The organism is Ensifer sp. EB106-05-01-XG146, assembly GCF_058791875.1.
This window is the reverse complement of sequence record NZ_JBYTDX010000001.1, coordinates 3,884,828-3,906,807: the sequence shown is the minus strand read 5'-3', so window position 1 is coordinate 3,906,807 and position 21,980 is coordinate 3,884,828. Positions and strand designations below refer to the sequence as shown.

19 protein-coding genes and 1 tRNA gene are annotated in these 21,980 nt (G+C 55.3%); 12 read left to right on the top strand and 8 right to left on the bottom strand.

Annotation, left to right across the window (positions count from 1 at the left end; genetic code table 11):
- Positions 1 to 19 precede the first annotated feature (19 nt).
- Positions 20 to 1,209 (bottom strand): IS3 family transposase gene (locus AC3WVQ_RS19135; RefSeq protein ID WP_112773475.1). Its coding sequence is split into 2 segments (ribosomal slippage): positions 20 to 960 and positions 960 to 1,209, totalling 1,191 coding nucleotides; the frame shifts between segments, so codons are not numbered across the junction.
- Between the two features lie 238 nt (positions 1,210 to 1,447).
- Here AC3WVQ_RS19135 and AC3WVQ_RS19130 point away from each other — a divergent pair.
- From AC3WVQ_RS19130 to AC3WVQ_RS19120, 3 genes are all read left to right on the top strand, one after another.
- Positions 1,448 to 3,529 carry a phage/plasmid primase, P4 family gene (locus AC3WVQ_RS19130; RefSeq protein WP_492382907.1) on the top strand — a complete coding sequence of 694 codons (2,082 nt, stop codon included), beginning with the start codon at positions 1,448 to 1,450 and terminating at the stop codon, positions 3,527 to 3,529.
- A gap of 300 nt (positions 3,530 to 3,829) precedes the next feature.
- The gene (locus AC3WVQ_RS19125; RefSeq protein ID WP_492382906.1) at positions 3,830 to 4,519 is read left to right on the top strand and encodes a hypothetical protein; all 690 of its coding nucleotides are present in this window, start codon (positions 3,830 to 3,832) and stop codon (positions 4,517 to 4,519) included.
- A 7-nt stretch (positions 4,520 to 4,526) separates the two neighbouring features.
- Positions 4,527 to 4,934 carry a DUF3768 domain-containing protein gene (locus tag AC3WVQ_RS19120; RefSeq protein ID WP_492382905.1) on the top strand — a complete coding sequence of 136 codons (408 nt, stop codon included), beginning with the start codon at positions 4,527 to 4,529 and terminating at the stop codon, positions 4,932 to 4,934.
- Between the two features lie 63 nt (positions 4,935 to 4,997).
- Here the strand turns inward: AC3WVQ_RS19120 and AC3WVQ_RS19115 are convergent, their stop codons facing one another.
- On the bottom strand, positions 4,998 to 5,264 hold the full coding sequence (locus tag AC3WVQ_RS19115; protein ID WP_492382929.1) for a helix-turn-helix domain-containing protein: 267 nt from the start codon (positions 5,262 to 5,264) through the stop codon (positions 4,998 to 5,000).
- A gap of 165 nt (positions 5,265 to 5,429) precedes the next feature.
- Here AC3WVQ_RS19115 and AC3WVQ_RS19110 point away from each other — a divergent pair, with 165 nt between their 5' ends.
- Both AC3WVQ_RS19110 and AC3WVQ_RS19105 read left to right on the top strand, forming a co-directional pair.
- Positions 5,430 to 5,783 carry a hypothetical protein gene (locus tag AC3WVQ_RS19110; protein ID WP_492382904.1) on the top strand — a complete coding sequence of 118 codons (354 nt, stop codon included), beginning with the start codon at positions 5,430 to 5,432 and terminating at the stop codon, positions 5,781 to 5,783.
- A complete protein-coding gene (locus tag AC3WVQ_RS19105; protein WP_492382903.1) occupies positions 5,776 to 7,191 on the top strand; it encodes a hypothetical protein in 1,416 nt (471 codons plus the stop codon). Before AC3WVQ_RS19110 ends, AC3WVQ_RS19105 begins: the two co-directional genes overlap by 8 nt.
- Positions 7,192 to 7,334: 143 nt before the next feature.
- On the opposite strand, the gene AC3WVQ_RS19100 is transcribed toward AC3WVQ_RS19105, so the two are convergent.
- The gene (locus AC3WVQ_RS19100; protein ID WP_492382902.1) at positions 7,335 to 9,470 is read right to left on the bottom strand and encodes a hypothetical protein; all 2,136 of its coding nucleotides are present in this window, start codon (positions 9,468 to 9,470) and stop codon (positions 7,335 to 7,337) included.
- A gap of 540 nt (positions 9,471 to 10,010) precedes the next feature.
- On the opposite strand from AC3WVQ_RS19100, the gene AC3WVQ_RS19095 reads away from it, so the two are divergent.
- The 3 genes from AC3WVQ_RS19095 to AC3WVQ_RS19085 all read left to right on the top strand — a co-directional run bounded on the left by AC3WVQ_RS19095 (position 10,011) and on the right by AC3WVQ_RS19085 (position 13,671).
- Entirely contained in the window at positions 10,011 to 10,568 is a 558-nt protein-coding gene (locus AC3WVQ_RS19095) for a recombinase family protein (RefSeq protein ID WP_492382901.1), read from the top strand.
- Between the two features lie 217 nt (positions 10,569 to 10,785).
- Positions 10,786 to 12,288, top strand: a complete 1,503-nt coding sequence (locus AC3WVQ_RS19090) for a DNA adenine methylase (RefSeq protein ID WP_492382900.1) — start codon at positions 10,786 to 10,788, stop codon at positions 12,286 to 12,288.
- The gene (locus tag AC3WVQ_RS19085) at positions 12,289 to 13,671 is read left to right on the top strand and encodes a DNA adenine methylase (protein ID WP_492382899.1); all 1,383 of its coding nucleotides are present in this window, start codon (positions 12,289 to 12,291) and stop codon (positions 13,669 to 13,671) included.
- On the opposite strand, the gene AC3WVQ_RS19080 is transcribed toward AC3WVQ_RS19085, so the two are convergent.
- Entirely contained in the window at positions 13,594 to 14,886 is a 1,293-nt protein-coding gene (locus tag AC3WVQ_RS19080; protein ID WP_492382898.1) for an LlaJI family restriction endonuclease, read from the bottom strand. The genes AC3WVQ_RS19085 and AC3WVQ_RS19080 overlap by 78 nt on opposite strands.
- Positions 14,883 to 16,685, bottom strand: a complete 1,803-nt coding sequence (locus AC3WVQ_RS19075; protein ID WP_492382897.1) for an AAA family ATPase — start codon at positions 16,683 to 16,685, stop codon at positions 14,883 to 14,885. Before AC3WVQ_RS19075 ends, AC3WVQ_RS19080 begins: the two co-directional genes overlap by 4 nt.
- Before the next feature lie 235 nt (positions 16,686 to 16,920).
- Between AC3WVQ_RS19075 and AC3WVQ_RS19070 the strand changes: the two genes are divergently transcribed.
- On the top strand, positions 16,921 to 17,838 hold the full coding sequence (locus tag AC3WVQ_RS19070; protein WP_492382896.1) for an HNH endonuclease: 918 nt from the start codon (positions 16,921 to 16,923) through the stop codon (positions 17,836 to 17,838).
- A 168-nt stretch (positions 17,839 to 18,006) separates the two neighbouring features.
- Here the strand turns inward: AC3WVQ_RS19070 and AC3WVQ_RS19065 are convergent.
- Positions 18,007 to 18,096 (bottom strand) — tRNA-Ser (locus tag AC3WVQ_RS19065).
- Between the two features lie 382 nt (positions 18,097 to 18,478).
- Between AC3WVQ_RS19065 and AC3WVQ_RS19060 the strand changes: the two genes are divergently transcribed.
- From AC3WVQ_RS19060 to AC3WVQ_RS19050, 3 genes are all read left to right on the top strand, one after another.
- Entirely contained in the window at positions 18,479 to 18,796 is a 318-nt protein-coding gene (locus AC3WVQ_RS19060) for a membrane protein (RefSeq protein ID WP_034804825.1), read from the top strand.
- 39 nt (positions 18,797 to 18,835) lie between these two features.
- On the top strand, positions 18,836 to 19,489 hold the full coding sequence (gene msrA, locus AC3WVQ_RS19055) for a peptide-methionine (S)-S-oxide reductase MsrA (protein ID WP_110818577.1): 654 nt from the start codon (positions 18,836 to 18,838) through the stop codon (positions 19,487 to 19,489).
- 305 nt (positions 19,490 to 19,794) lie between these two features.
- A complete protein-coding gene (locus AC3WVQ_RS19050; protein ID WP_034804831.1) occupies positions 19,795 to 20,787 on the top strand; it encodes a BMP family lipoprotein in 993 nt (330 codons plus the stop codon).
- Positions 20,788 to 20,871: 84 nt separating this feature from the next.
- On the opposite strand, the gene AC3WVQ_RS19045 is transcribed toward AC3WVQ_RS19050, so the two are convergent.
- Positions 20,872 to 21,081 (bottom strand): SlyX family protein, encoded by a 210-nt coding sequence (locus AC3WVQ_RS19045; RefSeq protein ID WP_034804834.1) that lies wholly within the window; start codon positions 21,079 to 21,081, stop codon positions 20,872 to 20,874.
- Positions 21,082 to 21,156: 75 nt separating this feature from the next.
- The gene (locus tag AC3WVQ_RS19040) at positions 21,157 to 21,888 is read right to left on the bottom strand and encodes a sulfate transporter family protein (protein WP_034804837.1); all 732 of its coding nucleotides are present in this window, start codon (positions 21,886 to 21,888) and stop codon (positions 21,157 to 21,159) included.
- Between the last annotated feature and the right edge of the window lie 92 nt (positions 21,889 to 21,980).

The window sequence follows — 21,980 nt, the reverse complement described above, 5'->3', positions numbered from 1 at the left end:
GTGACCTTGCCCCCAAGTTTTATCCAGTTTTGAGTTTGCTCCAGCGGTTTTGGGTTGCTGTATTGGGGGCGGTAGCGGCGGGTTGCGGTGCGGAGCCATTCCGGCTGCGCAGCACCGCATCACGTCGCGGGTTGATTGTCTGAGCGAACTCGGCAGGTGTCATCCAGCCGAGTCCAGAGTGTGGTCGATGATCGTTGTAATCGCTGCGCCAGTTTGAAAGCGCCGATCGAGCATGGGCCAGTGACGAGAAGAGCGTCTCATTCAAGAGCTCGTCGCGCAGCCGCCCATTGAAGCTTTCGATGAAGGCGTTCTGGATCGGCTTGCCCGGCGCGATGTAGTGCCAATCCACCTTGCTCCGATCCGTCCATTGCAGGATCGCGTTACTGGTGAACTCACTGCCATTGTCGCTGACGATCATCTTCGGCTTGCCTCGTCCCTCGATGATCCGATCCAGCTCACGGGCGACCCGCAGGCCGGAGAGCGACGTGTCGGCGACGAGAGCCAGGCATTCCCTGGTGCAATCGTCGACGACCGTCAGAATCCGGAACCTGCGGCCATCGGTGAGTTGATCCGACACGAAGTCCAGTGACCAGCGATCATTGGCGGCAAGCGGGATCAGCATCGGTGCTCGTGTGCCTATCGCTCGTTTCCGACCGCCGCGCTTGCGCACCGTCAGCTTCTCTTCCCGATAGAGCCGGAAGAGCCGCTTGTGGTTCACAAGGTGACCCTCACGCCTGAGCAGCACATGAAGGCGTCGATATCCAAAGCGGCGGCGTTCATGCGCCAGCGCCTTCATCCGCTCGCGAAGGTCATGGTCATCGCTGCGCCTGGTTTCGTAACGGATCATCATCCGGCAAAAGCCGATGGCTTTACACGCCCGCCGTTCGCTCATCTGGTGGTGATCCATCAGATGAGCGACAGCTTTCCGCCTTGCTGCGGGCGTCACCACTTCTTTCCCAAAAGGTCTTTCAAGGCCGCATTGTCGAGCATCGCATCTGCCAGGAGCCGTTTCAGCTTCGTGTTCTCGTCTTCCAGCGTCTTCAGCCGCTTGGCTTCGGATACGTCCATGCCGCCGAATTTGGCCTTCCATTTATAGATGCTGGCATCGCTGACGCCGTGCTTGCGGCAAAGCTCCGAGACGGGCGTGCCAGCCTCGTGCTCCTTCAAAATGACGATGATCTGTTCGTCTGTGAAACGGTTGCGCTTCATTCCCTGGTCCTCTCAATGGGCCAGAGCTTACTTCAAAATGGATTATTTCAACGGGGCAAGGTCATGTGGCCCGTCGAATCCATCCGAGATTTGATTGAAAAACACACCGTAAAATAAGAATGCGCGTAATCGCCGCGGGTTGAATGCCCGCGGCTTTCCCCCAACCAACAACTCGCTCGTTTCATGCGGAGCTCGCCTTCGATCGCCTCTTCATGCGCGAGTGACAGGCAGGAACCCAATGGAAAAGAAAAGCGCTGCTACATCAACGCCCAACATACCCGACATCGCACTGAACGCAGCATATAGGGGGGCTGAACATTGGCGTTCGAAGGGTGCGGCTATCGTGCCACTTCAACCGCGTTCAAAGGTGCCCTTCAGTGGCTATAGCTCTCGGAAATATATTAAGAAAAAGAAGGAGCTGAAGAAGTTCTTCCGCGAACATCCTGACGCAAACTACGGCATAGCAACAGGTTCCGCTTCGGGAATCATCGTCCTCGACGTCGACGGAAAGGAAGGGCGCGTCTCGTTGAAGGCGCTGAAGAAAGCGCATGAAGGGTTTTTGCCGACCGTTACCGTGGAAACGGGGCGTGGCAAACACTATTATTTTGGGGGAAACAACTTGCTCCGCAACTCCGTGGGCAAACTCGGTAAAGGTCTCGATGTCCGCGGCGATGGCGGCTACGTAGTCGGCCCCGGAAGTGTGCATGAAAACGGGACGCGGTATAAGTATCGTGATGGTTACAGTCCTGACAAGGTATCCGTAGCAGACTCCTCATGGCTTCGTGAACGTCTCGCGTCAGTGGTCCAGCTTAAGGAGAACTCAGCTTCCACCTCCCCGCTTGTCAAAGAGGGGGGCCGCAACAACGCCTTGATCAGCCATCTGGGCGGGTTGGTGCGCAAGGGCATCGTCGGAGATGATCTTTTGGCCTTGGCTCACATCTTTAATAAGGCCTTCTCAAGCCCATTGGACGACGATGAGGTCGGGAAAACCGTCAACAGTGCCCTGACTTATTCGCCCGTGGACCGAGATGCTGATCCAGGCGAGGCATACGCTGACGCGGTCCTGCAAGCGTATTTCGACGGTGGCAAACACCTCATGCGTTTGGATGATGGCCTGTTTTGGAGCTATGACGGGAAAAAGTGGATCATTGAAAACGTCGACAGCCTTAAGCAGAAGACGTTGAAGGTGGTCCAGCAAAACCCTCAGCGTCCTGGGATGGCTACAACTACTGTGATTAATCAGGTAGTCGATATCCTAAAAGCCAAGGTCATGCGCGATGGCGACCCTTTGCGATTTACCGCCCCTCCGGCAGCCGCATTGAATCTTCGCAATGGCGAACTATGGCTTGCTTCATATGGAGCGACGAAACTAAGCGCTCACAATGCCGAATCTTATCTCCGTCATTTTCTGGATATCGAATACGATCCAAACGCTACTTGTCCGCTCTTCGATCGGGCTATGAAGGAGATTTTCCCCGGAGAGCACGCCGAGATCATTTCCTACATGCACGAGCTGATCGGCTACATACTACAGTCAGAACGGCCTGTTGCGCTGATTTTGATCTGGAAAGGTGTCGGGAGCAACGGCAAATCCGCCTTGGCTGGCTTGTTGGCCGATCTTCTGGGACACCATGCAGTTGCGGCGATGCGTGTACGGGATCTGACAAGAAACCAGTTTTCAGTGAACAGCTTGTTTGGGCGCCTGCTGTTCCTCGATGACGACGTTCAGACCGGCACTCGTCTTCCAGACGGCGATTTAAAGCGTATCAGCGAGAAGAAGGTCCTAACTGCCGAGCGAAAATTCAGCGGTCACTACTCGTTCGAAAATCGGGCGGTGCCGTTGATGCTCTGCAACAATCCTCCCTCGATTACCGACCTTAGTCAGGGACTACAACGACGGCTTCATGTCATACCCTTCACCCGTCAGTTCAAACCGAAGGAAATCGACAGCACGCTGTTTGACCGTATCAGGGCTCAAGAACTTCCGGGCATCCTAAATCACGCGCTACGAGGCTATCATCGGGTTGTACAGCGTGGATGGAAGTTCAAAATTCCTGATGCGGTAAAGGCAGCCTCCGAGCGGTTTTTGCAAGAGGCGAACCCGGTTCCGGCTTTCGTAGACGAAGAGTGCCTTAAAGGGTCAGGCAGTTGCCTCGTGGCAGATCTCTACGTCCGCTACGGAACGTGGTGTCAACAGCAGGGAATTACCATGGCGCAGCAACGTTCAAGCTTCGAGCGGAACATCACCTCACTTGGCTACAAGGCCGTGAAACGAAACAGGGGGATGACGTTTCTCAACCTTAGCATCCGCCCCCTCTAGCCATTGGTGGTGGTGGTGGTGGTGGTGACGAAAGTGCTGGATAAGCCCAACCGATGGGTATGAACGATAGGTGGGGTAAATACCTTAATTTACCAGCCTGTCACTTTCGTCACCACGACCGCAACCAACACCCAGATTTGGGAAGACGGAAAAGCTAACTAATTGACAAGATTGATATTTCTTGTATAATGCCTTCGTTTTCATCGTCGGCGATGCGGTCAAATGAACCTATTCAGCAGACGTGAAACTGATCAACATGAGCGCCAATTCGGCGCTCTTTTGCGTTTCAGGAGCTACCCTATGCAAATGCCTTCGACCTCGCCTTCAACGCCGCGTTCGACGATCACGCTGCCACGCGTTTCGATTCTGGGCACTAGCCCTTCACCAACAACTGACAACAATTGCATAGCCGATGCCGCTGCTGCGCAGGGCCCCGACGCTAAGTGGATCATGGTTGGTTTGGACGATCAGGGCAAACCGCATGCGTCGTGGTTCGCGGAAGGCGATGGTGATGCCGCTGCGGTTGCCGCCGACCTGATGGACATGGCGCTGATCGGCGTCAGCAATGAAGGGCTTGCAGTGATCGCGAAGAGCCTGCCGCGTGGAAAGCTGTTCGACAGTGGCAAGGCGTTCGTGCCTTTCGTCAAGCGATCGGTCTACGATCAGCTCGCGACGTATCTTGATGACGACTACCTGACCGCCGCCACCGCTCGCGTTGAAGCCGCCGCAGCCAACGCCGCTGGCGAGGATTATGCCAAGGTGAGCAAGGGCGAAGTGCCGGCCCGGCAGCCGGAGGACTGGTCGAAGCTTTTGGTTGGCGACCTCGTGCTGGCCCGTGAGTCGGCCGAGGAGGGTTGGTTTGAAGCCGTCATCGTCGAGGCAACCGACGACCGTTTTCGCCTTCGCTGGCAAGACTGGCCGGAGTTGCCGAGCTTCACCCGTGTCGTCACCGATATCGCCCTGCTGCATCCCCAATATGTCAGGGCGTAAGGCGATCATGATTTCCATCATCACACTGCCAATGCTTCGTACAAGCGATATTGGGAACCAAAGCGGGGCCGACGGGGCAAACCCATCGTCAACGAAAGACTGCCGCATTCGCGATCTCAACGACAGGCTGCGGCGGACCTACAGCGGCGGGCGCGTTATGCTCACCAACAGCGTGCAAGCCCTCGAAGAAGGCCTGCGAGCCGAGCTGCTGCATGCGGTCCAGCAGTTCGACCAGTTTGACCCTGCAAACGACCCCTACGGCGAGCATGACTTTGGTCGGGTGATCCTGAATGGTCAGGGCTACTTCTTTAAGATCGACTACTACGACAACGATCTCCATTACCAGTCGACTGCCCCCGCCGATGCCACGGTAACCACACGCGTCCTGACGATCATGAGGGAGGACGAGTATTGAACCTTCCGTTCAACGACATGTCGCCGATTGCAAGCCGCGCCTCGTTCGCGGCTTCTTTTTTTGTCAGGCCTTGCCCGGCTTTCTTCCTGCCCGCATGGGCGCGGGGCGGGGTTCGTCAGGCCCAGCTTCTTGAAAGAAAACGCCTACCTTCACATTCAAGGCCCGCGACAACGCCTCCAATACGGAAACCGTCACATTCTCTTCGCCCCGTTCGATACGGCCGACATAGGAGCGGTCGATCGCTGCCTCAAGCGCAAGCCGTTCCTGCGACAGGCCGCGCTCGACGCGCAGCTTTCGGAGGTTCCAGCCGATGAGTTCGCGAGCATCCATAGCCGTGCAAAAGGCCACAACGCATGCTTGACAATCGACGGACTGATAGTCCCATATTTCACACAACGGACAGTTGTCGTCCGAGCAAAAAGAAGGAGCTGGCCGTTTGCTCGGCACCCGCTCTCTACCAACTGAACTGAATGCCGAGCGACGGAGACGGGGCACATGAAAATCGCAATCGGAATTATTTCAATCTTCTTGGGGCTGCTGGTGCTGCTGCAGTCGTGCACAGTCGGCACCGCATCTCATATGCTGGGAGATAAGGCGACGAGCGACGCGGGCTCAGTCGGTATTCTGGTCGGCCTGCTTTACTTCTTCGGAGGCGCATTCGCGTTCGGACTGCCTGCCGTCGCGATGGTCATTCTGGCGCTCGCCGGCCTGCTCGGTTTCGCAGCGGCCAGCAGCGGTAACTTCAACGACATGGCGGTATGGGCGGTGGTCGCGCTTATTCTTGCAGCAGGCTCGTTCTTCAGTTGGCGTAACGCTCGCAAGGCGAAGGCGGCGCAAAGCAATGCATAAGGCGGCAATCCGATTTGTAATGGGTCTGGCAATACTCGCAGCCCCAGCCTCGCTTAGAGCCGAGGAGATATCGTATTTTGCGGGCGACGTCTGGGGCGTAACGCAACACCTCCCTGTAAGCGAAGATACCGAGGACGGGGCGAAGCCGCACTGCCAGTTCGGCACGCGGGCTTGGTCGCAGCGGGGGTTAAACTTCGTCTATGTGCTGACCAGCCACGATTACATCGAGCCTTGGCTGCAGGTCTATTCGGAGAATTGGGAACTGCCGGTCGGCAAGAAAACAAAGGTCGATTTAGTAACCGTCGGAGGTACTTTAGGTTTTGAACTGAGTGCGGGCAGCGTCAACTATCTGACCGGCTCGATCGATCCGAAAGTTATCGGTGAGAAGAACAACTTCGCGCTCAATGTCGCGTTGGGCTACATGCTCGACTCACGGCGCGCAGGAATCAGCATGCGCGTCAAATTTGCTGGCAGCGAACCCGAGTGGTTTATCCCGCCGATGGGACGGCTGGAAACATACGAGGTCAAGTCCGCGCTCGACAAGTGCATTGCCAGCCTTCGAAGCAAAGCATCAGACTACTATTCACGAGATGGCGGGAAGCGCGAAGGCAAGACATCACCGTTCGATCAATCGGGCGCCTCGGATTCGACGCCCACGCCAGCCACCTCCGACGAAAACTCGGCGGCGTCAGCTTCTGCTCGGGTGAAAGCGTGGACGGAATGGCGCTTCGAGAGCGTGGAGGAAGAGGGATCGAATATCTGCTTCGCCGAAACGGAGGCCGGCGACGTAAAGGTCGGCTTCATGGCTCGCCCCGGCGGGGACGTTGATGGTTACGTAGCGGGAACGTTTAGTGGTCAAACAACGACGACGTGGACAGTCGACAACAAGGCACCTCATATTCTCGATGGAGATGAGGACGCCTATTTTGGCTGGTACGGCTTCGAAGAGGTGTCGGCAGCGCTTGTCGCCGATGTCGCTGTCGGCAATGAATTAAGGATCGCCAAGCTGGGTGAAAAACGCCTCGTCGTCCCACTTCAGGGGGCGCAGCAGGCGCTCGTGGCATTTTCCGAGTGTGTCGCCAAACCAAAGCCCGCTTCCAGCGCTGAAGGCTCGCAAAATGACGCGCAGCCGGCTAACAAGCGCGAACGATCGTGCCTACTGGAAATCAGGGGCCAGAAAGTGATCGACGGACCATGCTCGTGGTTGCCCTACCGATCGGACGGAGCTGCTATGCAGATGACGGCCAACGGCTTCTTCGCACTCTTGATGATGGAGGATGCCGATAACGCCATCGGTTATTGGAACGAAACCGCAAACTCGGTTCATGCGCACACCGATCTCGGGAAATTGAGCAGGAACGGCGACTGCTGGGAGAACGAGAACGTTCGAATGTGTCCTCGAAGATAATCCCAGCTGCATCGCACATGACTGACGCACCGCAAACCGTCCGGCGGACGGCTCCAGATGTCGGTCGTGACATAGTCCTGTAGTTGGCGCCGTCCGAATGAGCTGCGCCATCCCCCTCTAAGGCAAGGGTCTGACTGCACGCGCTAAGGGTCGAAGTTCTGAAAACGCCACCGGATATCGTGAAGGCACTCCCCGTCACCCTTCTTTCTCGCCAAAAGCAGACCGATTTTGGCATTATTGGCCCTGTACTCCACATACTTCTCGCGATCCTCTGGCAAAGATTTGATGCAGTCGGCGAGAGCAGTGAATGCTGTGAGGTACCGCGAGCAGTTTCCATTAAGGGAACCGAAGGTCGTTTCGTTGGGAGATGCATTGAAGGCATCTGCTGCTTGGCGGCACTGTCTCTGGGAGGGCGGCTCGGCCCCGACGACACGCCCTCCAATAATGTCCTTGAGCGACACCTCGTTCAAAGCAGTTTGGATATCAACGACGATGCCCGCCCGACGATTACGCAGAAGTTCATATGCCTCCACAGCCCGCAGATATTGCTCCTGTTGTCGTTGCGATACGCGCTGGATCTCCTCCTGAAATTCCCGATATCGCTTCTGGACTTCCTCCAACTGAGCACGCAGATCTCCAACTTCGGAGCGCGCTCGATCTCGATCCGATAGTTTATCAATTGAATCGATTAATTTGTTAACGTTGGCTGCGCCTTCTCCGATTTTTTTGCTTCCGTCCGCCAACGCCTCCTGATTGTTAAGAAGATAAATTGCGGGCCCGTCACTACTCGTAGCTGCACCATGAAGGTTACTCGCAACAACGAGAGCGCCGCTGGCTATTTGCCCGATGCCAGGATAAAACTGCGCGACAGCGGATGCCAAATTCACGATCTCGCCTATTCCAGGACCTCGGGCAGCCGCCTCCGCGGCTTGAATTGCCTTCTGAAGGTTGGATATTTTATTCAGGAATTGTTCGGTACCAATCAGATTTTTTATGTCGTTTAACAAATCGTTTTGATCGATGTTCAGCTCCGCGAGAACATTTAATTGTTCTAGCATATCCCGGTTCCCGGATTCACCCGCAAGAATGGGAAGAGTAGTAGGAAACGTGTGATCCGTCTTAATTATTTCTTCTGCGCCGAGCAGCTTAGCATCACCATTCATCACAATATCACAAAAGAATGCAATATGATTTCCGAGATAGACCCTTTTGTTGCTAGAAATTAGCTCGCCGTACGGAAGATCCCCGCTACTGGATTTTGCAGACGCGCAGTAAAAATTAGATATTCCGTTCGGCAGTGCATTGCTTTGACTTACTTTAAATAGCCGATCCGAGTTTACTAGCGATGACGACTGGCCAAAATTCACTTCCCAATTAGGGGAGCCTGCTAGTATATTTTGAAATAGATCGGAATAAAAAGGCGTCATTCTCGTTATCCATTCACCTTCGACGAAGTCAAGCAAGGATCTCGCGGAAACGAATTGCAAACTCGTCGGATCGTATAGTGCGGTTGTGAACGAAACTTTAGATGTGCCTATCTGAACAGATACAGTCCGCCGGGCGCCGACGGCGTTGTCTAAGTAACTTTCCGCAGATACTCTGTGGTAAAAATTCGATATTTCAGCTTCATTGAAGTCGGGAGAATCAATATCGCCGGTTAGATATGGGAATTCGACATAACTGAGTTGAGGTACAGGAAGAAAGTTTTGCGGCGCTTCTTTAAATTCATGATACAGACTATTAGCCCATGTTCGCGTTATACAAGGTACTGCTGCACCGCATGCCCCTGGAGGTGGAAATGAATCTCGGAACTGCCTACTGCGTCGGACAATGATTTCGTGAAGTTTGTGCAATAGCTCCAGATCGCGGCCAAACAAACCATCCTGCTTTCCGGGTATGCCACTGGGAGACGGCAAAAGAACCAATTTCGTTCCATGGAACGTATTCAGACTATCAGCTTCCAGTATAGCGCCAACGTCAGTAGCAATGCATACAATATCTCTAGGATCGTAAATCCCTTCATAGTAGTTCTTTAGTGCATTGTTCAGACGATTGGCTAGATCGTTGTGAAACTGCTGTTGCTGGAAAAACAAGCCCGCTGGTGCTGGCTGCAGGAGAGATTGGAACCTAGCTGCGTTAAAATGTTGTATTACGCGTGTCCGAAATTCCTGATGCGACAATTTAGGTAAGGCGTGAGCTACACAAGCAGCATGAAGCGAACCCGTCGAACCAAGGATGATTGCGCTGAGGATAATCAAAATTGCAGCACGGTTCTTCACTGGCCTCTCCTTTCGTGGCAAACCGAGGAGAACCCCCAACCCTCTCTGATGCATTAATCAGCGTGAGTTCTAAGACGCGTATCGGCGTTGATTTCGAGTTGACGGCGCTACTGCTCTTAATTTTAGAGAGTTATAATATGACAATCTGGCATTGTTTCAAGCCCAACGTTGTTCCTAGCCCCATACCGCGACGCTCGGCTTGAGCTTGGTCCGCGTTGATCGCCGGCTCGGTGCTATGATGAGGGTGCGGGCGCATAGAATAATGCGGGGCCGTTTGCTGTGTTGAACGCATTTCGCCAGTGTCGAAGTTTCGAAGCCCCAAGGGCGCGCCTCGCTGATCGAGGCAGCTCGCACGACCTTATCGAGTGAAAGCTTTGCTGCACTTCACTGTTACCTCCCAACAGAGCCGCCGACACGGCGCATAACATCAGGGTATACCCTCATGTTGCGGTTTATGCGATCGCCCTCAACGCGTAACATCTGGGTTGACGACGCCTATTTGTGACAGGGTAGCTTTGGGCCTAAAGCTTGAGGTTACACATGGCACGCATCGGTTACGCCCGCGTCAGCACCACCGACCAGGATTTACAGCTACAGCTTGATCGGCTTAGGTCGGAAGGATGCGAGATCATTCGCTCGGAGAAAGTCTCTGGCAGCAGTCGTCAGGGCCGCACCGAGCTTGCAACCGTGATCGAATTCCTGCGGTCGGGAGACGAGTTGGTCGTTACTCGGCTCGACCGGCTGGGGCGCGATACGCGCGACGTACTAAACATTGTTCACGACTGCCAGCAGCGCGGAGCGTTTGTCACCATTCTTGACCCGCATGTTTCGACTCGCGGCGAATTGGGGCACATCATTCTGACGGTACTGGGCATGGTCGCGCAAATGGAGCGGCGTTTCATAAAGGAGCGGCAACGCGAAGGAATCAACCGGGCAAAAGAAGCAGGAGTGTATCGAGGCGGAAACATCCGGATTGACTATGCCTTGATCTATCGGCTTCACGCTCAAGGATCCAATCCATCGGCCATAGCGAAGGCGGCCAAGTGCTCCCGGATGCAGGTCTACCGAATTCTTAGAATAGCCGAGCACAGTCTATGACCGTCCCGCACACGAGGTGGACTGCGCGTCGTCGGCGTGCTCCGCGTGCCATGCGCGGCCCTTGGTCGGCCAATGCCACAGGCGATGCCAGAACCGCTCGTCGCAACATCTGCATCGCTCGTGAGTTTGGCTGTTCACGCGCATGTATACACGAGAGTTTCACATCCATCATGGGAACTCGCATTGACATCAACTAGATGTGTTATACAACACATCTATGGACGCGCTATACATTAGAAGCCTCAGAAACCGACTCAAGCAAAGCCGAGCACAGTTCGGTTCGAACTTGGGCGTCACGCCAATCGCGGTAGGATACTGGGAAACGGGTAGATCCAAACCAAGTAGCGAGCACGTTCAGAAGCTCTCTGCTCTCGAAGCAAACGCACCGAACCTGTCTCCTTTGCCCTTTCGCCCTATTCAGTACCTTGGCAGTAAACAGCGCCTCTGTACCGCAATAGCTGAAGTGTTGGACGAAGTAGCGCCGGGAGGGGGGCGTGTTGGGGACCTCTTTTCGGGAAGTGGTGTCGTTGGCCACTTTCTTGGGCATACCCGACCTGTGACGGCAGTCGATATCCAACACTTCTCCGCAACCCTTTCTACGTCAATGTTGCAGGGATCGGCTGAGGCGCTTTCACCTTTCTTTACCTCCGTCTACTGGGACGCTGTAGAGGATATAACTGAATCGATCTTGCAGTGCACTAAACCCTTACTTGAGCTCGAGGAAGACGCTCTAGCCAGAGCGGCTGGCGGAGAGGTTCAGAAGCTTACCGCCCTAATCGAGAGTGGTAGCATCGTTAGCCACGCCCAGTTCACATTACCTTTAGCTCCTGAGTGGCTGAAGAGAGCAGTGAAGGCTGTTGATCATGCTCTGCTGGAGCGATTCGAGACGTCAGAAGTGACAGCCACTAGGTTTTACGGAGGACCTTATTTCAGCTATCGACAAGCCGCCTGTCTGGACGCGATTGACATCGCGGCTCGGCGTCAGTTCCCTGCTCAACACTATTGCATGCAGGGAGTATTGTTGAGCATCGCAAGCGAATTGGTGAACACGGTGGGGAAGCAATTTGCCCAGCCCATGAAGCTGCAGAAGGCAAACGGCCGAGTCCCGGCGCTCATGCTTCAACGCACGCAGAGAGATCGGTCTCTCGACACTAAAGGGGTCGCTCTCGCGTGGTTGCGGAAGTGGTCCGAAAATCTCGTTCCTAGCACCTTCGAGCACCGCGTAGAACGCTGCGATACGCTTGAATACGTTCAGCGCAATACAGAATGCAGCGTTTTCTACGCGGACCCCCCGTACACGATTGATCACTATTCTCGATTTTACCATGTCCTGGAGACTTTGGTTCTCAGAGATACCCCAGCTCTAGATGGCCATAGGCGGAGTGGTCGACTGGTGCCTATGCGGGGGGTTTATCGGTCAGACCGCACCCAGTCCGAGTTTTCTATCCCCTCGAAGGCTCCCGCAGCATTCAATCGCCTCTTCGAAGCGTCGGCGTCAAAGAGCATCCCTCTTATTCTTTCATATTCCCCTTTTGATCCCGCAGACGGAGAGCGGCCCCGCGCTCTTCCCCTAGCTCACCTCAAGGCTTTAGCAGAGAAGCACTTCGGGAAGGTAAGTGTCATCACTGTAAGCGAGCACCGCCATAGAAAGCTAAATGTGAAGGAACGCAATTCCGACGCTCGCTTAGATGGCGAACGAATACTGCTACTTGAGGTATAAATGGAAAAGTATATCGGGAATAAATCTTCTCTGATGCCTTTAATAGAAGACTTTATTGCATCTTCAGCACCCGGAGCTAGTAGCGTGACGGACCTATTCAGCGGCACCGGAAATGTTGCGAGATATTTCAAAGGAAGAGGCTGGCGAACCGCGACCTGTGACGCAAACCGCTTCAGCTACGTGCTGTGCCGAGCCTATTTGGGTCTAGCCTCCAGGCCAAACTTCGGCGGATTGTGCCTTCCCCAACCATCTGCCTTTTTGCAACGAAGGATGAAAGCAGAACTCAGCAGGGCTCTTGCCAAATACGGGAATCTTTACGCTCCCGGACAGAGTCTTCTAGAGATCTACGGCTTTCTAGAGCCTGCCGCGGAGGTTCTGTGCTACCTTCAAGAAGTGGGCGAACGCAATGTATCTCCCGGAATTATCACTGACTATTTTACAATTGGTGGCGTAAAATCCAGCTTCAAGAGTGTTCGTGGCGGCACCGGCCGAAGAAACTACTTTTCGATGCAGAATGCGCTTTTTCTGGACGGCATTCTCAGCCAGATCAGGAACTGGCGACTCGGGCAGCTTATTACGGACGATGAGCTCTTTGTGTTGTTGGCCGCCGTGATCGAAGAGGTTGTGATCGTTGCAAACGTCAATGGCACTTTTCATGACTTCAACCGAACCAAGCTATGGCCAAATGCTATGCAGAGTTTTCAGCTGAGGTTGCCAATAGTGTCGCCGCAACACACGGATAGTGAAACCGCAAATGCAGACGCCGAGGCTGCTGCGCGTGCGTTCGGATATGCCGATGTCTGCTACCTCGATCCACCATACAACTTTCGTCAATACTCGGCGTATTATCATCTACTAAACTTCATAGCTGCTTACCCTTTCCTGCACGACGTGAGCGAGTACGCCGAGTGCCTTGAGTTTGTGCGGGGGCAAAATCCGAAAGATGATTTCACAAGCAAATTCTCATCTAAAAAGACCTTTATCGCCAGCCTCCGCTCCCTCCTTTCCGAAGTAAAGGCCGAACACGTAGTCTTGAGTTACTTTGGCGGTAGAAACCACTGGAACCACTGGTCTGATGTGACGATTCCCACTGACATGGGCTTGCGCGAGATTTCTACGGTGTTCCAGGACGAAGGAATCTTCTCTCAGTGTGAGATCGTACCTGTATTGGACATACGGCAAAATTACCAAAGCCGAGGCGGCGAAAAGAAAGGCCTCGTGGACGAGTACCTGTTTCACGGCATAAAAAAAAGTAATCAGATTAAATCGTCTGACGAGGCGGAAGCCCTTCCCGCCAACCGAGCGCTAGGATTGGACGGTGCCTTTGGTTACTATAGGAGCAGCGCCCAATACGGTGAAAACGTCGCTCGCGTATCTAGCTGACTTTGCAGGATAGGATCCCAACAGCCGATAGGGGTCGAGCCCCCAAGCTTCAATGAGGGGAAAAATCCTTGTAGGATGTTTTACCGCAGCCGTGCCTAGCAGCCGCGGCGGAAAGGCATCCACAGAAGGCAGTAAGAAAATCGATCTCACTTTCGTCCGATCCGAAGCATCAGCATAAAACATCTGCTTTATGATATCGGACGATCCTGGCCGCGCATCGGGGAATGGATAATAATACTTGGCGTCTATGATGAAATCGTTATCTTCCGTGCTTACGATGAGATCAGGGATTTGTTTGTGCGCGAAATTGGCGCCGATAGGCAGCTGCCATGTAGGGTGAGCAATCACGGCGTCATCGGGCGTCACGTCCAAAGCGATCTCAGTTCTGCAGGCATCCTCCCAAACTGAGTAAAACGCAGTTGTGCCATAAATTTGCGGGGACCGGGAAAACGCTTCACTGGGGCGCAGCGCACTTTGCATCAGGTGCAATAAGCGCAGCACGTCGCTTCTGAAAGCAATCTGTTGCTCACTTAGCAGGCGCCTTTCGTAATAGGATCGAATTGGATCGGAGAACGGCAGCTGCCTTCGCACGGTACTATATGCAGCCAGTTCTTCGGACGAAGAAGGAACAGCAAGATCGTAGCGTTCACACAGGTAAGTCGTTAGCCCGACTTGCAGATCTGTAATATCATTCATGACCGATATATTTCTAGACCCGATCGTCCGAGGGTAAAAGCTTCCATTTGACGCCATGACTGGAGTATTTTGCGCTACCGTCCGTGCCCAATTGATCCGACCGGAATCACCTTTTTTTGTCGCCTCGCGTTTGTATATGCCATGCTCCAGGAGCCATTGCCTTAAAGCAATCGCAAGATCGAATTCCCGCAAAACTTCATCTGCATCAAACATGGGCTCCTGCGGAGCCTGTGTGAATGACCTGCGTGACCGGCTGCGTGCGAAGTATACCCTTAGGAGCTTGACTACAGTTGAAACATCGTATCGACCAGCGACATCAAACTTAGGTCTCGCAAATATAAGGCGATCGTCGAGGATTATTATGCCTACAAACGATAGGCGCCAACTCGGGCTGCCCTCGCTGCGTCGCAGAATCAGTCTTTCACGTAACCATGAGATCTTCTCATCGCCGATGTTCAAGAGTGACTTCCAGGAGGCAATTGGAAGGCATTGTCCCTCTAGAACGTTGATTACAGTCATTGGGAATTATTCTGATCGTCATCGACCTCGGGCGACGCTTGCACGAAGTTGAGAGAGAGAGGGGCACCCTCACCATCAGCCCACATTCGTGCGACCACTGAAAAGCTCTTGACCGAAAAGAGGATCTCTTGTCTCAAACGTAAGACATCATCCCAGAGGTAGAGCATCAATTTTTCCAGTACGTTCGCCGGTGAGGCCAGCTGTTCAACCGTAAGGAAATAAGGCCCAATCAATTTGTCTTCGTGAATGCCCGCCTGGATAAGAGCATCATTGAGGGTCTCTCGAAAGACATCCCAGCTGTGTGAGACACCACCATATTTGATGTTGGCCAGAGCTGATGGGTAGTGGCAGGGCTCGCTGTAACCCTTGTAAATATAGTTCCAACGTCGTCGGAAGGCTGTGTCGAGGGGAAAGACCCCTTGGTCTGCGTTATTCATCGTCGCCCAAATGAATAGATTCGAAGGTAGCTTAACTTCATCACTCTCAATACCTGCTCGCGCAAAGTAAGATTTCAGCTCCAACGACGGTTGAATCCCATATCGGCTGACGCCAGAACCGTCTCGATCGAGTAGCTGAAGAAAGTCACCGAGAATGGCGGCTGCATTGCCGCGATTTATCTCTTCGATGACGACGACGACATTCTCTCCTGGGTTAAGAAGAGCAAAGGTAATCGCTTGAACCAGCGGTCCGGGGACAAAACGATAGTCGATGACAGGCTTACCAATCTCAACCGGAGTGCCATCTGCTTCGATCAGTTCGGCCCCGGAGCTTTCAAATGTCTCGTAGACCGGATAGGGTTTGTAGGCACCGACAAAGTCGAAGAATGAAGTTTCCGGGTGAAACTGCGTACGGATCGCCTTCATGCTGTTTGAGCGGACGGCTTCATCTATGTAGTGGCTTTTTCCCGAACCGGGACAGCCCGCGACTATGAGTTGATATGGTACGGGCAGCTTAGGTGCCGGGCCTGAGATCAGTTTCGATGGGTTCGTGACACTTCCTGCTCGGGAGCGTACTTGAAGCTGTTTATCTAGGCGGGGGAACGCGTCTTTCAGTTCGTCCCTAAGAGCTACGTAGGCATTCAAGAAGCCGTTGATCCTGAACCTCACATCACTTTGAAACTGCCCGGCAGCATCTTTATAAAGGGATGCGGCCTTCTCGATCGGAGTAGGCGGTGTCCACTCGCCGCTCGTAGGAACCTTCGCGAAAACCTGCTCGAATTCGGCCCGCTGCTCCTTAGGAAGACGATAGTACCGCCCCACCTCCCAACCCACCGAATTAATATGGAATAGAAATAACGCCTTCTCCGGATCCGCAAGGATCGATCCGAGCTCCTCTTTAGGCACCAAGTCTAAGAAAAATTGGACATTGTACCAGACGTGCTTGAAGGTCTCACTGACATGCTCGCCGTTTGCCAACTTTGTGGCCAACGGCCGAACAATAGCCAGCTCGATCTCGGGACCATTTACCCTCCAATACTCGTCGCTCGGCGAGGATGATCTGACTTTCAGGAGCGACAAGCCGGAAGCAGTTAACTCCGGTTGGAGAGCGGTCCCCGTTACCAATCCCTGATTAGAAAGTGTGTTGAAATATCGGTTTCGGCTAATCTCGTTTTCGTTCAACCCGTTATGCGAATCAACAGAAGCCAGAAGATTGGCAATGTGCTTGAGAGACTTCAACTCCGACGAATACAACGATAATCCACTCAGAGCCGGCGTATTCTTGCGGGTTGTAGATGGTTGAAGCTCAAGCACTTGAGACAGAAGTGACCTGTCGCCGTCGCTGAATTTGGGATCGGGCATTCAAAACCTGTTTTATGGCCTCTGGACGATGATCTCATTGGTGCAACTTCTGCGGTGATTCCGCAAGGTGCGCGAGGGGCAGTGCCAGCAGGTTGGTATCTTCTTGTCAGCTTCGATTTCGCTGATCATGAATTTGATTGGAGGCGATCGGTAAAGGTTGTTAATCCTCGTTTGCAACACTCCGTGAGGACTACAGCAGGGGTATCCATGTCGTCAAAAGCATTTGCCTTTGCGGATGAAAATCAGTGGCGTCGACCGTGTTCAAACTTTGATCTCGGAAGGCGAAATCGCGATTGGGTGGAGCCATGCGAAAGACCTTCTGGGGGGCAACCCGGATCGCGAGAACATAAAATCGGCCCTTAGTAACCTCGGCTATAAGGACGCAACAAATGGGTCGGCACACATGTTGCGGTTTCTCCATGAAATGGAAGTTGGTTCCATCGTGGTGGTGCCGCATAAATCAGACATTTACTTTGCGCGGGTCGAGGGCGAGCCATTTTATCGAGACGAGAAGAGGGGCGAGGACACATCATTCAGACGCCGTGTACACGTGTTCAATGGAGGTGATCCCGTCGATCGGCACGCACTTCCCGCCGAAATCCAAGAGGCGCTAAAGTTCCGCAGGACGTCGGAGGATCTAACTGAATATCACGATGGATTGATCAATTGCGTGAAGGCCGACGAATTCGACTCTCATGAAGCGGCGACCGGCTTAGATGAAAGAGCGGCAGAAGCTCGCGAACCTCAGCTCAGACTGACGAAGACGCGGCCCGAACAAGCTAACTTTCGCATGCGCCTAGTTGCGGCGTATGAAGCAAAGTGCTGCATTTCCAGGACCAATTTTGAGGCGGTCCTGCAGGCTGCCCACATTGTTCCGCATAAGGACGGCGGCCCGGGTGTTAACGCGATGGAAAATGGGCTGTTGCTTCGTTCAGACATTCACTTGCTATTCGACGCGCTCCACATCAGCATTGAACCGGAAACAACGACCGTTGTCATCAGCGATACAGTGAAGATGAGCGGCGAGTACACCGACCTGCAAGGAAAACGCCTTCTCGCACCGCTCGCCAACAGAGAACGGCTTGCAATCCATTACGAAAGATTCCGAGCCAATCTTGCCACTTGCCTATCTCCGATATTACGGCGGACATGAGAACGGAAGCCCGGCAAAATTCGTGCACTCGCCGCGCGAGATATTGCGCGTTGCCCAAGCATGGTCGACAAAGGCCGCTGAAATGCAAACAATAATGTGGGGCATTTCGTGGGGCGCCATCCGCAACTGTGAATATACGACGAAAAATCAATGGCTTATTGACATGAATGGCGGACAGAGAGGGATTCGAACCCTCGATACGCTTTCACGTATACACGCGTTCCAGGCGTGCGCCTTCAACCACTCGGCCACCTGTCCATCCGTCAGCAGCCGATGGTCAATCCGGCTGGATGGGAAGGGCGGGGCCCTTCGGCGTCAGCCGGCTGATAACCGGCGGACGCGCGTCTATATACCGATGATTTGCCCGGGATCAACTGCTTTCTGACAGATTATTGACATCTTGTGACGCGGGCGGGTTCCCGGTTCCCATTGTGCACTCCGGGCAAGGGGCTTATCTCTTGCGTCAGGGCGTGTCCGATGCGTCCGGCCCGTCTCGGCCACATCCTCCGGCATGCCAGATTGCCGCATATTTTCATTGTCGGGCCTTGTCCGAGGCACGGGCGATCGGAGAAGATGCGGCAGGGCGACGCGCCGAGCCGATGACCGGCGCCAGCCAGCGAATTGAAGGGAATGCCGTCCGATGCGATTTCTATTGAGGCTGGCGAGCGCCGTCGTGTTGTTTGCCGCCGTGCTTGCCGGTGCCGTCGACGCGATCCAGTCGGTCGCAGCATCGGAACTGGTCATGACGTCGCTCGGCGACGACCTGGAAGCGCTTGGCGCCGACACGGCAAGCTGGGTCCAGTTTGCGCAACGTTCCGATACCGCACCGACGATCTGGCACGGGATGCTGCATTGGCTGCTGCAGCAGCCGGCCTTTGCGGTGCTGGCGCTGATCGCCCTCGTGCTATGGATGGTCGGATACAAGAAGCGGCCGGCGGCCGGACGATTCGCCGCCTGACGCATTGCAGGCGGCCTTCGCATCGAAAGGAGTGTGCTGATGTTCCTGATCGACATGTTCAACAAGAAAACGATCATGCCGGACGCGCAGACGGCGCTGCCGGGCCGTGACGCCGCGATCCCGACGGCCGAGACACATTTCGTTTCCGGCCGGCCGTTGAAAAGCCCCTACCCCGACGGCACCAAGAGCATCCTTCTGGGCATGGGCTGCTTCTGGGGCGCCGAACGATTGCTGTGGAACATCCCCGGCGTCTACGTGACCGCGGTCGGCTATGCCGGCGGGCTGACGCCGAACCCGACCTACCAGGAAACGACGACAGGGCTTACCGGCCATGCCGAAGTGGTCCTGGTCGTCTATGATCCGGAAAAGGTGAAGCTCGCGAGCCTGCTCAGGACCTTCTTCGAGGAACACGACCCGACGCAGGGCATGCGCCAGGGCAACGATATCGGCACCACCTACCGCTCGGCGATCTATGCCTATGACGACGAGCAGTTGGCGCACGCCAAGGCCGCGCGCACCACTTTCCAGACGGCGCTGAAGCACGCCAATCACGGCGGCAGGGTGACGACCGAGATCGGCATGGCGGGACCGTTCTATTTCGCCGAGGACTACCACCAGCAATATCTGGCGAAGAACCCCAGCGGCTATTGCGGCCTGCGCGGCACCGGCGTCAGCTGCCCGATCGGCCACTAGACGCATACCCCACGGGTGGCATCCCGCGCGCGGTCGCGATACCCACAACCCTGAGGCCGCACCGGACCGACCGGGACACCTTGTCGTGATCTCAAAAAATGCAACAGAACCGGTGCCTTACGAGTGCCGGTATCCGTGGCTTCAATTTTTACCATCTGAAAAATTTTGAGTGTTTTTTTGCCGTGACCGTGCAAGGATGCGCCACCCTAGCCCCAAGGAGAAGGGGGTGGGTTCCGCAGACAGGCTTCCGTCAGGGAGCCGGCGGGAGGACCCAATAAGATCAATAGCGACAACAGGGCTGCACGATGAAAAAAACAATTCTCGGTCTTTTTGCCTTTTCGATGATGTCCGCCACGGCACTGGCCGCCGACATCAAGCCGGCGATCATCTACGATCTCGGCGGCAAGTTCGACAAATCCTTCAACGAGGCTGCCTTTAACGGCGCCGAGAAGTTCAAGACGGAATCGGGCGTCGAATACCGCGAGTTCGAAATCGCCAACGATGCCCAGCGTGAACAGGCGCTGCGCCGCTTCGCCAGCGACGGCAACAGCCCGATCGTCATGGCCGGCTTCAACTGGGCGGCTTCGCTCGAGAAGATCGCGCCGGAATATCCGGATATCAAGTTCGCGATCATCGACATGGTCGTCGAGAAGCCGAACGTCAAGTCGGTCGTCTTCAAGGAACAGGAAGGCTCCTACCTCGTCGGCGTTCTCGCCGGTCTCGCTTCCAAGTCGAAGACCGTCAGCTTCGTCGGCGGCATGGACGTTCCGCTGATCCACAAGTTCGCCTGTGGCTACGTTGGCGGCGCCAAGTCGACCGGCGCTGACGTCAAGGTTCTGGAAGCCTACACCGGCACGACGCCGGACGCCTGGAACGACCCGGTCAAGGGCGGCGAAATCGCCAAGTCCCAGATCGACCAGGGCTCGGATGTCGTCTACCACGCAGCCGGCGGCACCGGTGTCGGCGTTCTGCAGGCAGCCGCAGATGCGGGCAAGCTCGGCATCGGCGTCGATAGCAACCAGAACGCCCTGCAGCCGGGCAAGGTCCTGACCTCGATGCTGAAGCGCGTCGACGTCGCCGTCTACGAAGCCTTCACGGCAGCCAAGAACGACAAGTTCGAATTCGGCATTTCCAACCTCGGCCTCAAGGAAGACGGCGTCGGCTACGCGCTCGACGACAACAACAAGGCGCTGATCACGCCGGAGATGCTCGACGCGGTGGAAAAGGTGAAGGCCGAAATCATTGCCGGCAAGGTCCAGGTCCACGACTACATGAGCGACGAGTCCTGCCCTTACTAAGAGCAGCGCTTGCGTCATGAAAAAGGCCGCCGGTTCATTGGACCGGCGGCCATTTTTTTGCTTGTCCTGACGTGAGCGCGGCGATCAGTAATGCGGCGGCTTCGTGATTGCCGGCGCGTCGAGCGACTGCTCTTCGAGCGTCAGGAACCTTTCGGTCAGCCGGTCGAGCTTGGCGCGCGCCTGCTCGACCACCTTCCATTGCTCGGCAAGCTGATCGGAAAGCTCCTCGATGGTCTTGGCCTGATGGGCCACGGTCTCCTCGAGGCGGGTGATCCGTTCGTCGGTGTTGCTCATTCTTGCAAACTCCATGGGCGCGCGGCGCCGTTTGCCGGCAGATTGGCCACAGCCGGCCTTATGTCAAGCAAGGCCTTATGCCTTCGCCGCCACACGCAGCGAGAACCCGGGATCCCTAGCCGAAAGACGCTTGTGCAGGTGCACCATCAGGCCGGCGGCAAAGAGCGGCGTCAAAAGGTTGACGAAGGGCACAGCCAGGAAGCCCGCGAGCAGCAGACCGGCGAGAAAGACGGTCGAGCGGTGCTTTTCCCGGAAGAGCCGCGCTTCCGCCGGCGCGCGATAGCGCATCGCCGCAAACTCGAAGAATTCGCGGCCGAGCAGATAGCCGTTGACCAGGAAGAAGGCGACGAGATTGACGCCCGGAACGAGCAGCAGCACCAGCGCCAGGAGGTTGCCGAGGATCACGACGCCCAGGAACTTCAGTGAGCCGGCAACCGCCTCGCCGAGCGGCAGCGGCCGTCCCGGGGGCTCGTTCGGATAGTCACGCTTCTCGATGACGTCGGCGACGTCGTCGAGGAAGAAGCCGGCGATCAGTGCGGTGACGGGCGCAAGAAGCAGGGCGAGCGCCAGGGCCAGGCCAAGGCTTGCGAAGATGCCGAGCACGAAGGTCAGCCAGCCGGCCCAGACGGGTGTGCCCGGCATCAGCGTGTCGATCCAGGGCAAGGCGAGCCAGATGAACACTTCGCGCACCGCAAACCACAGGGCGACAAGCGCAAGGATCGTCAGGCCCAGCACCTTCCAGAAGACCGATCGGGTCTCGGGTGCAAACAGATTGGCAAGCGACAGTCGCGCCGCGTCCAGGATCATCATCGCTCTCCAGCATGGGCCAAGGTTCGATGGTGCATGTAGGCAGAGGCGCTACCGGCGACAAGATAGTCCCGGCAGGCACCCGTCTTTAT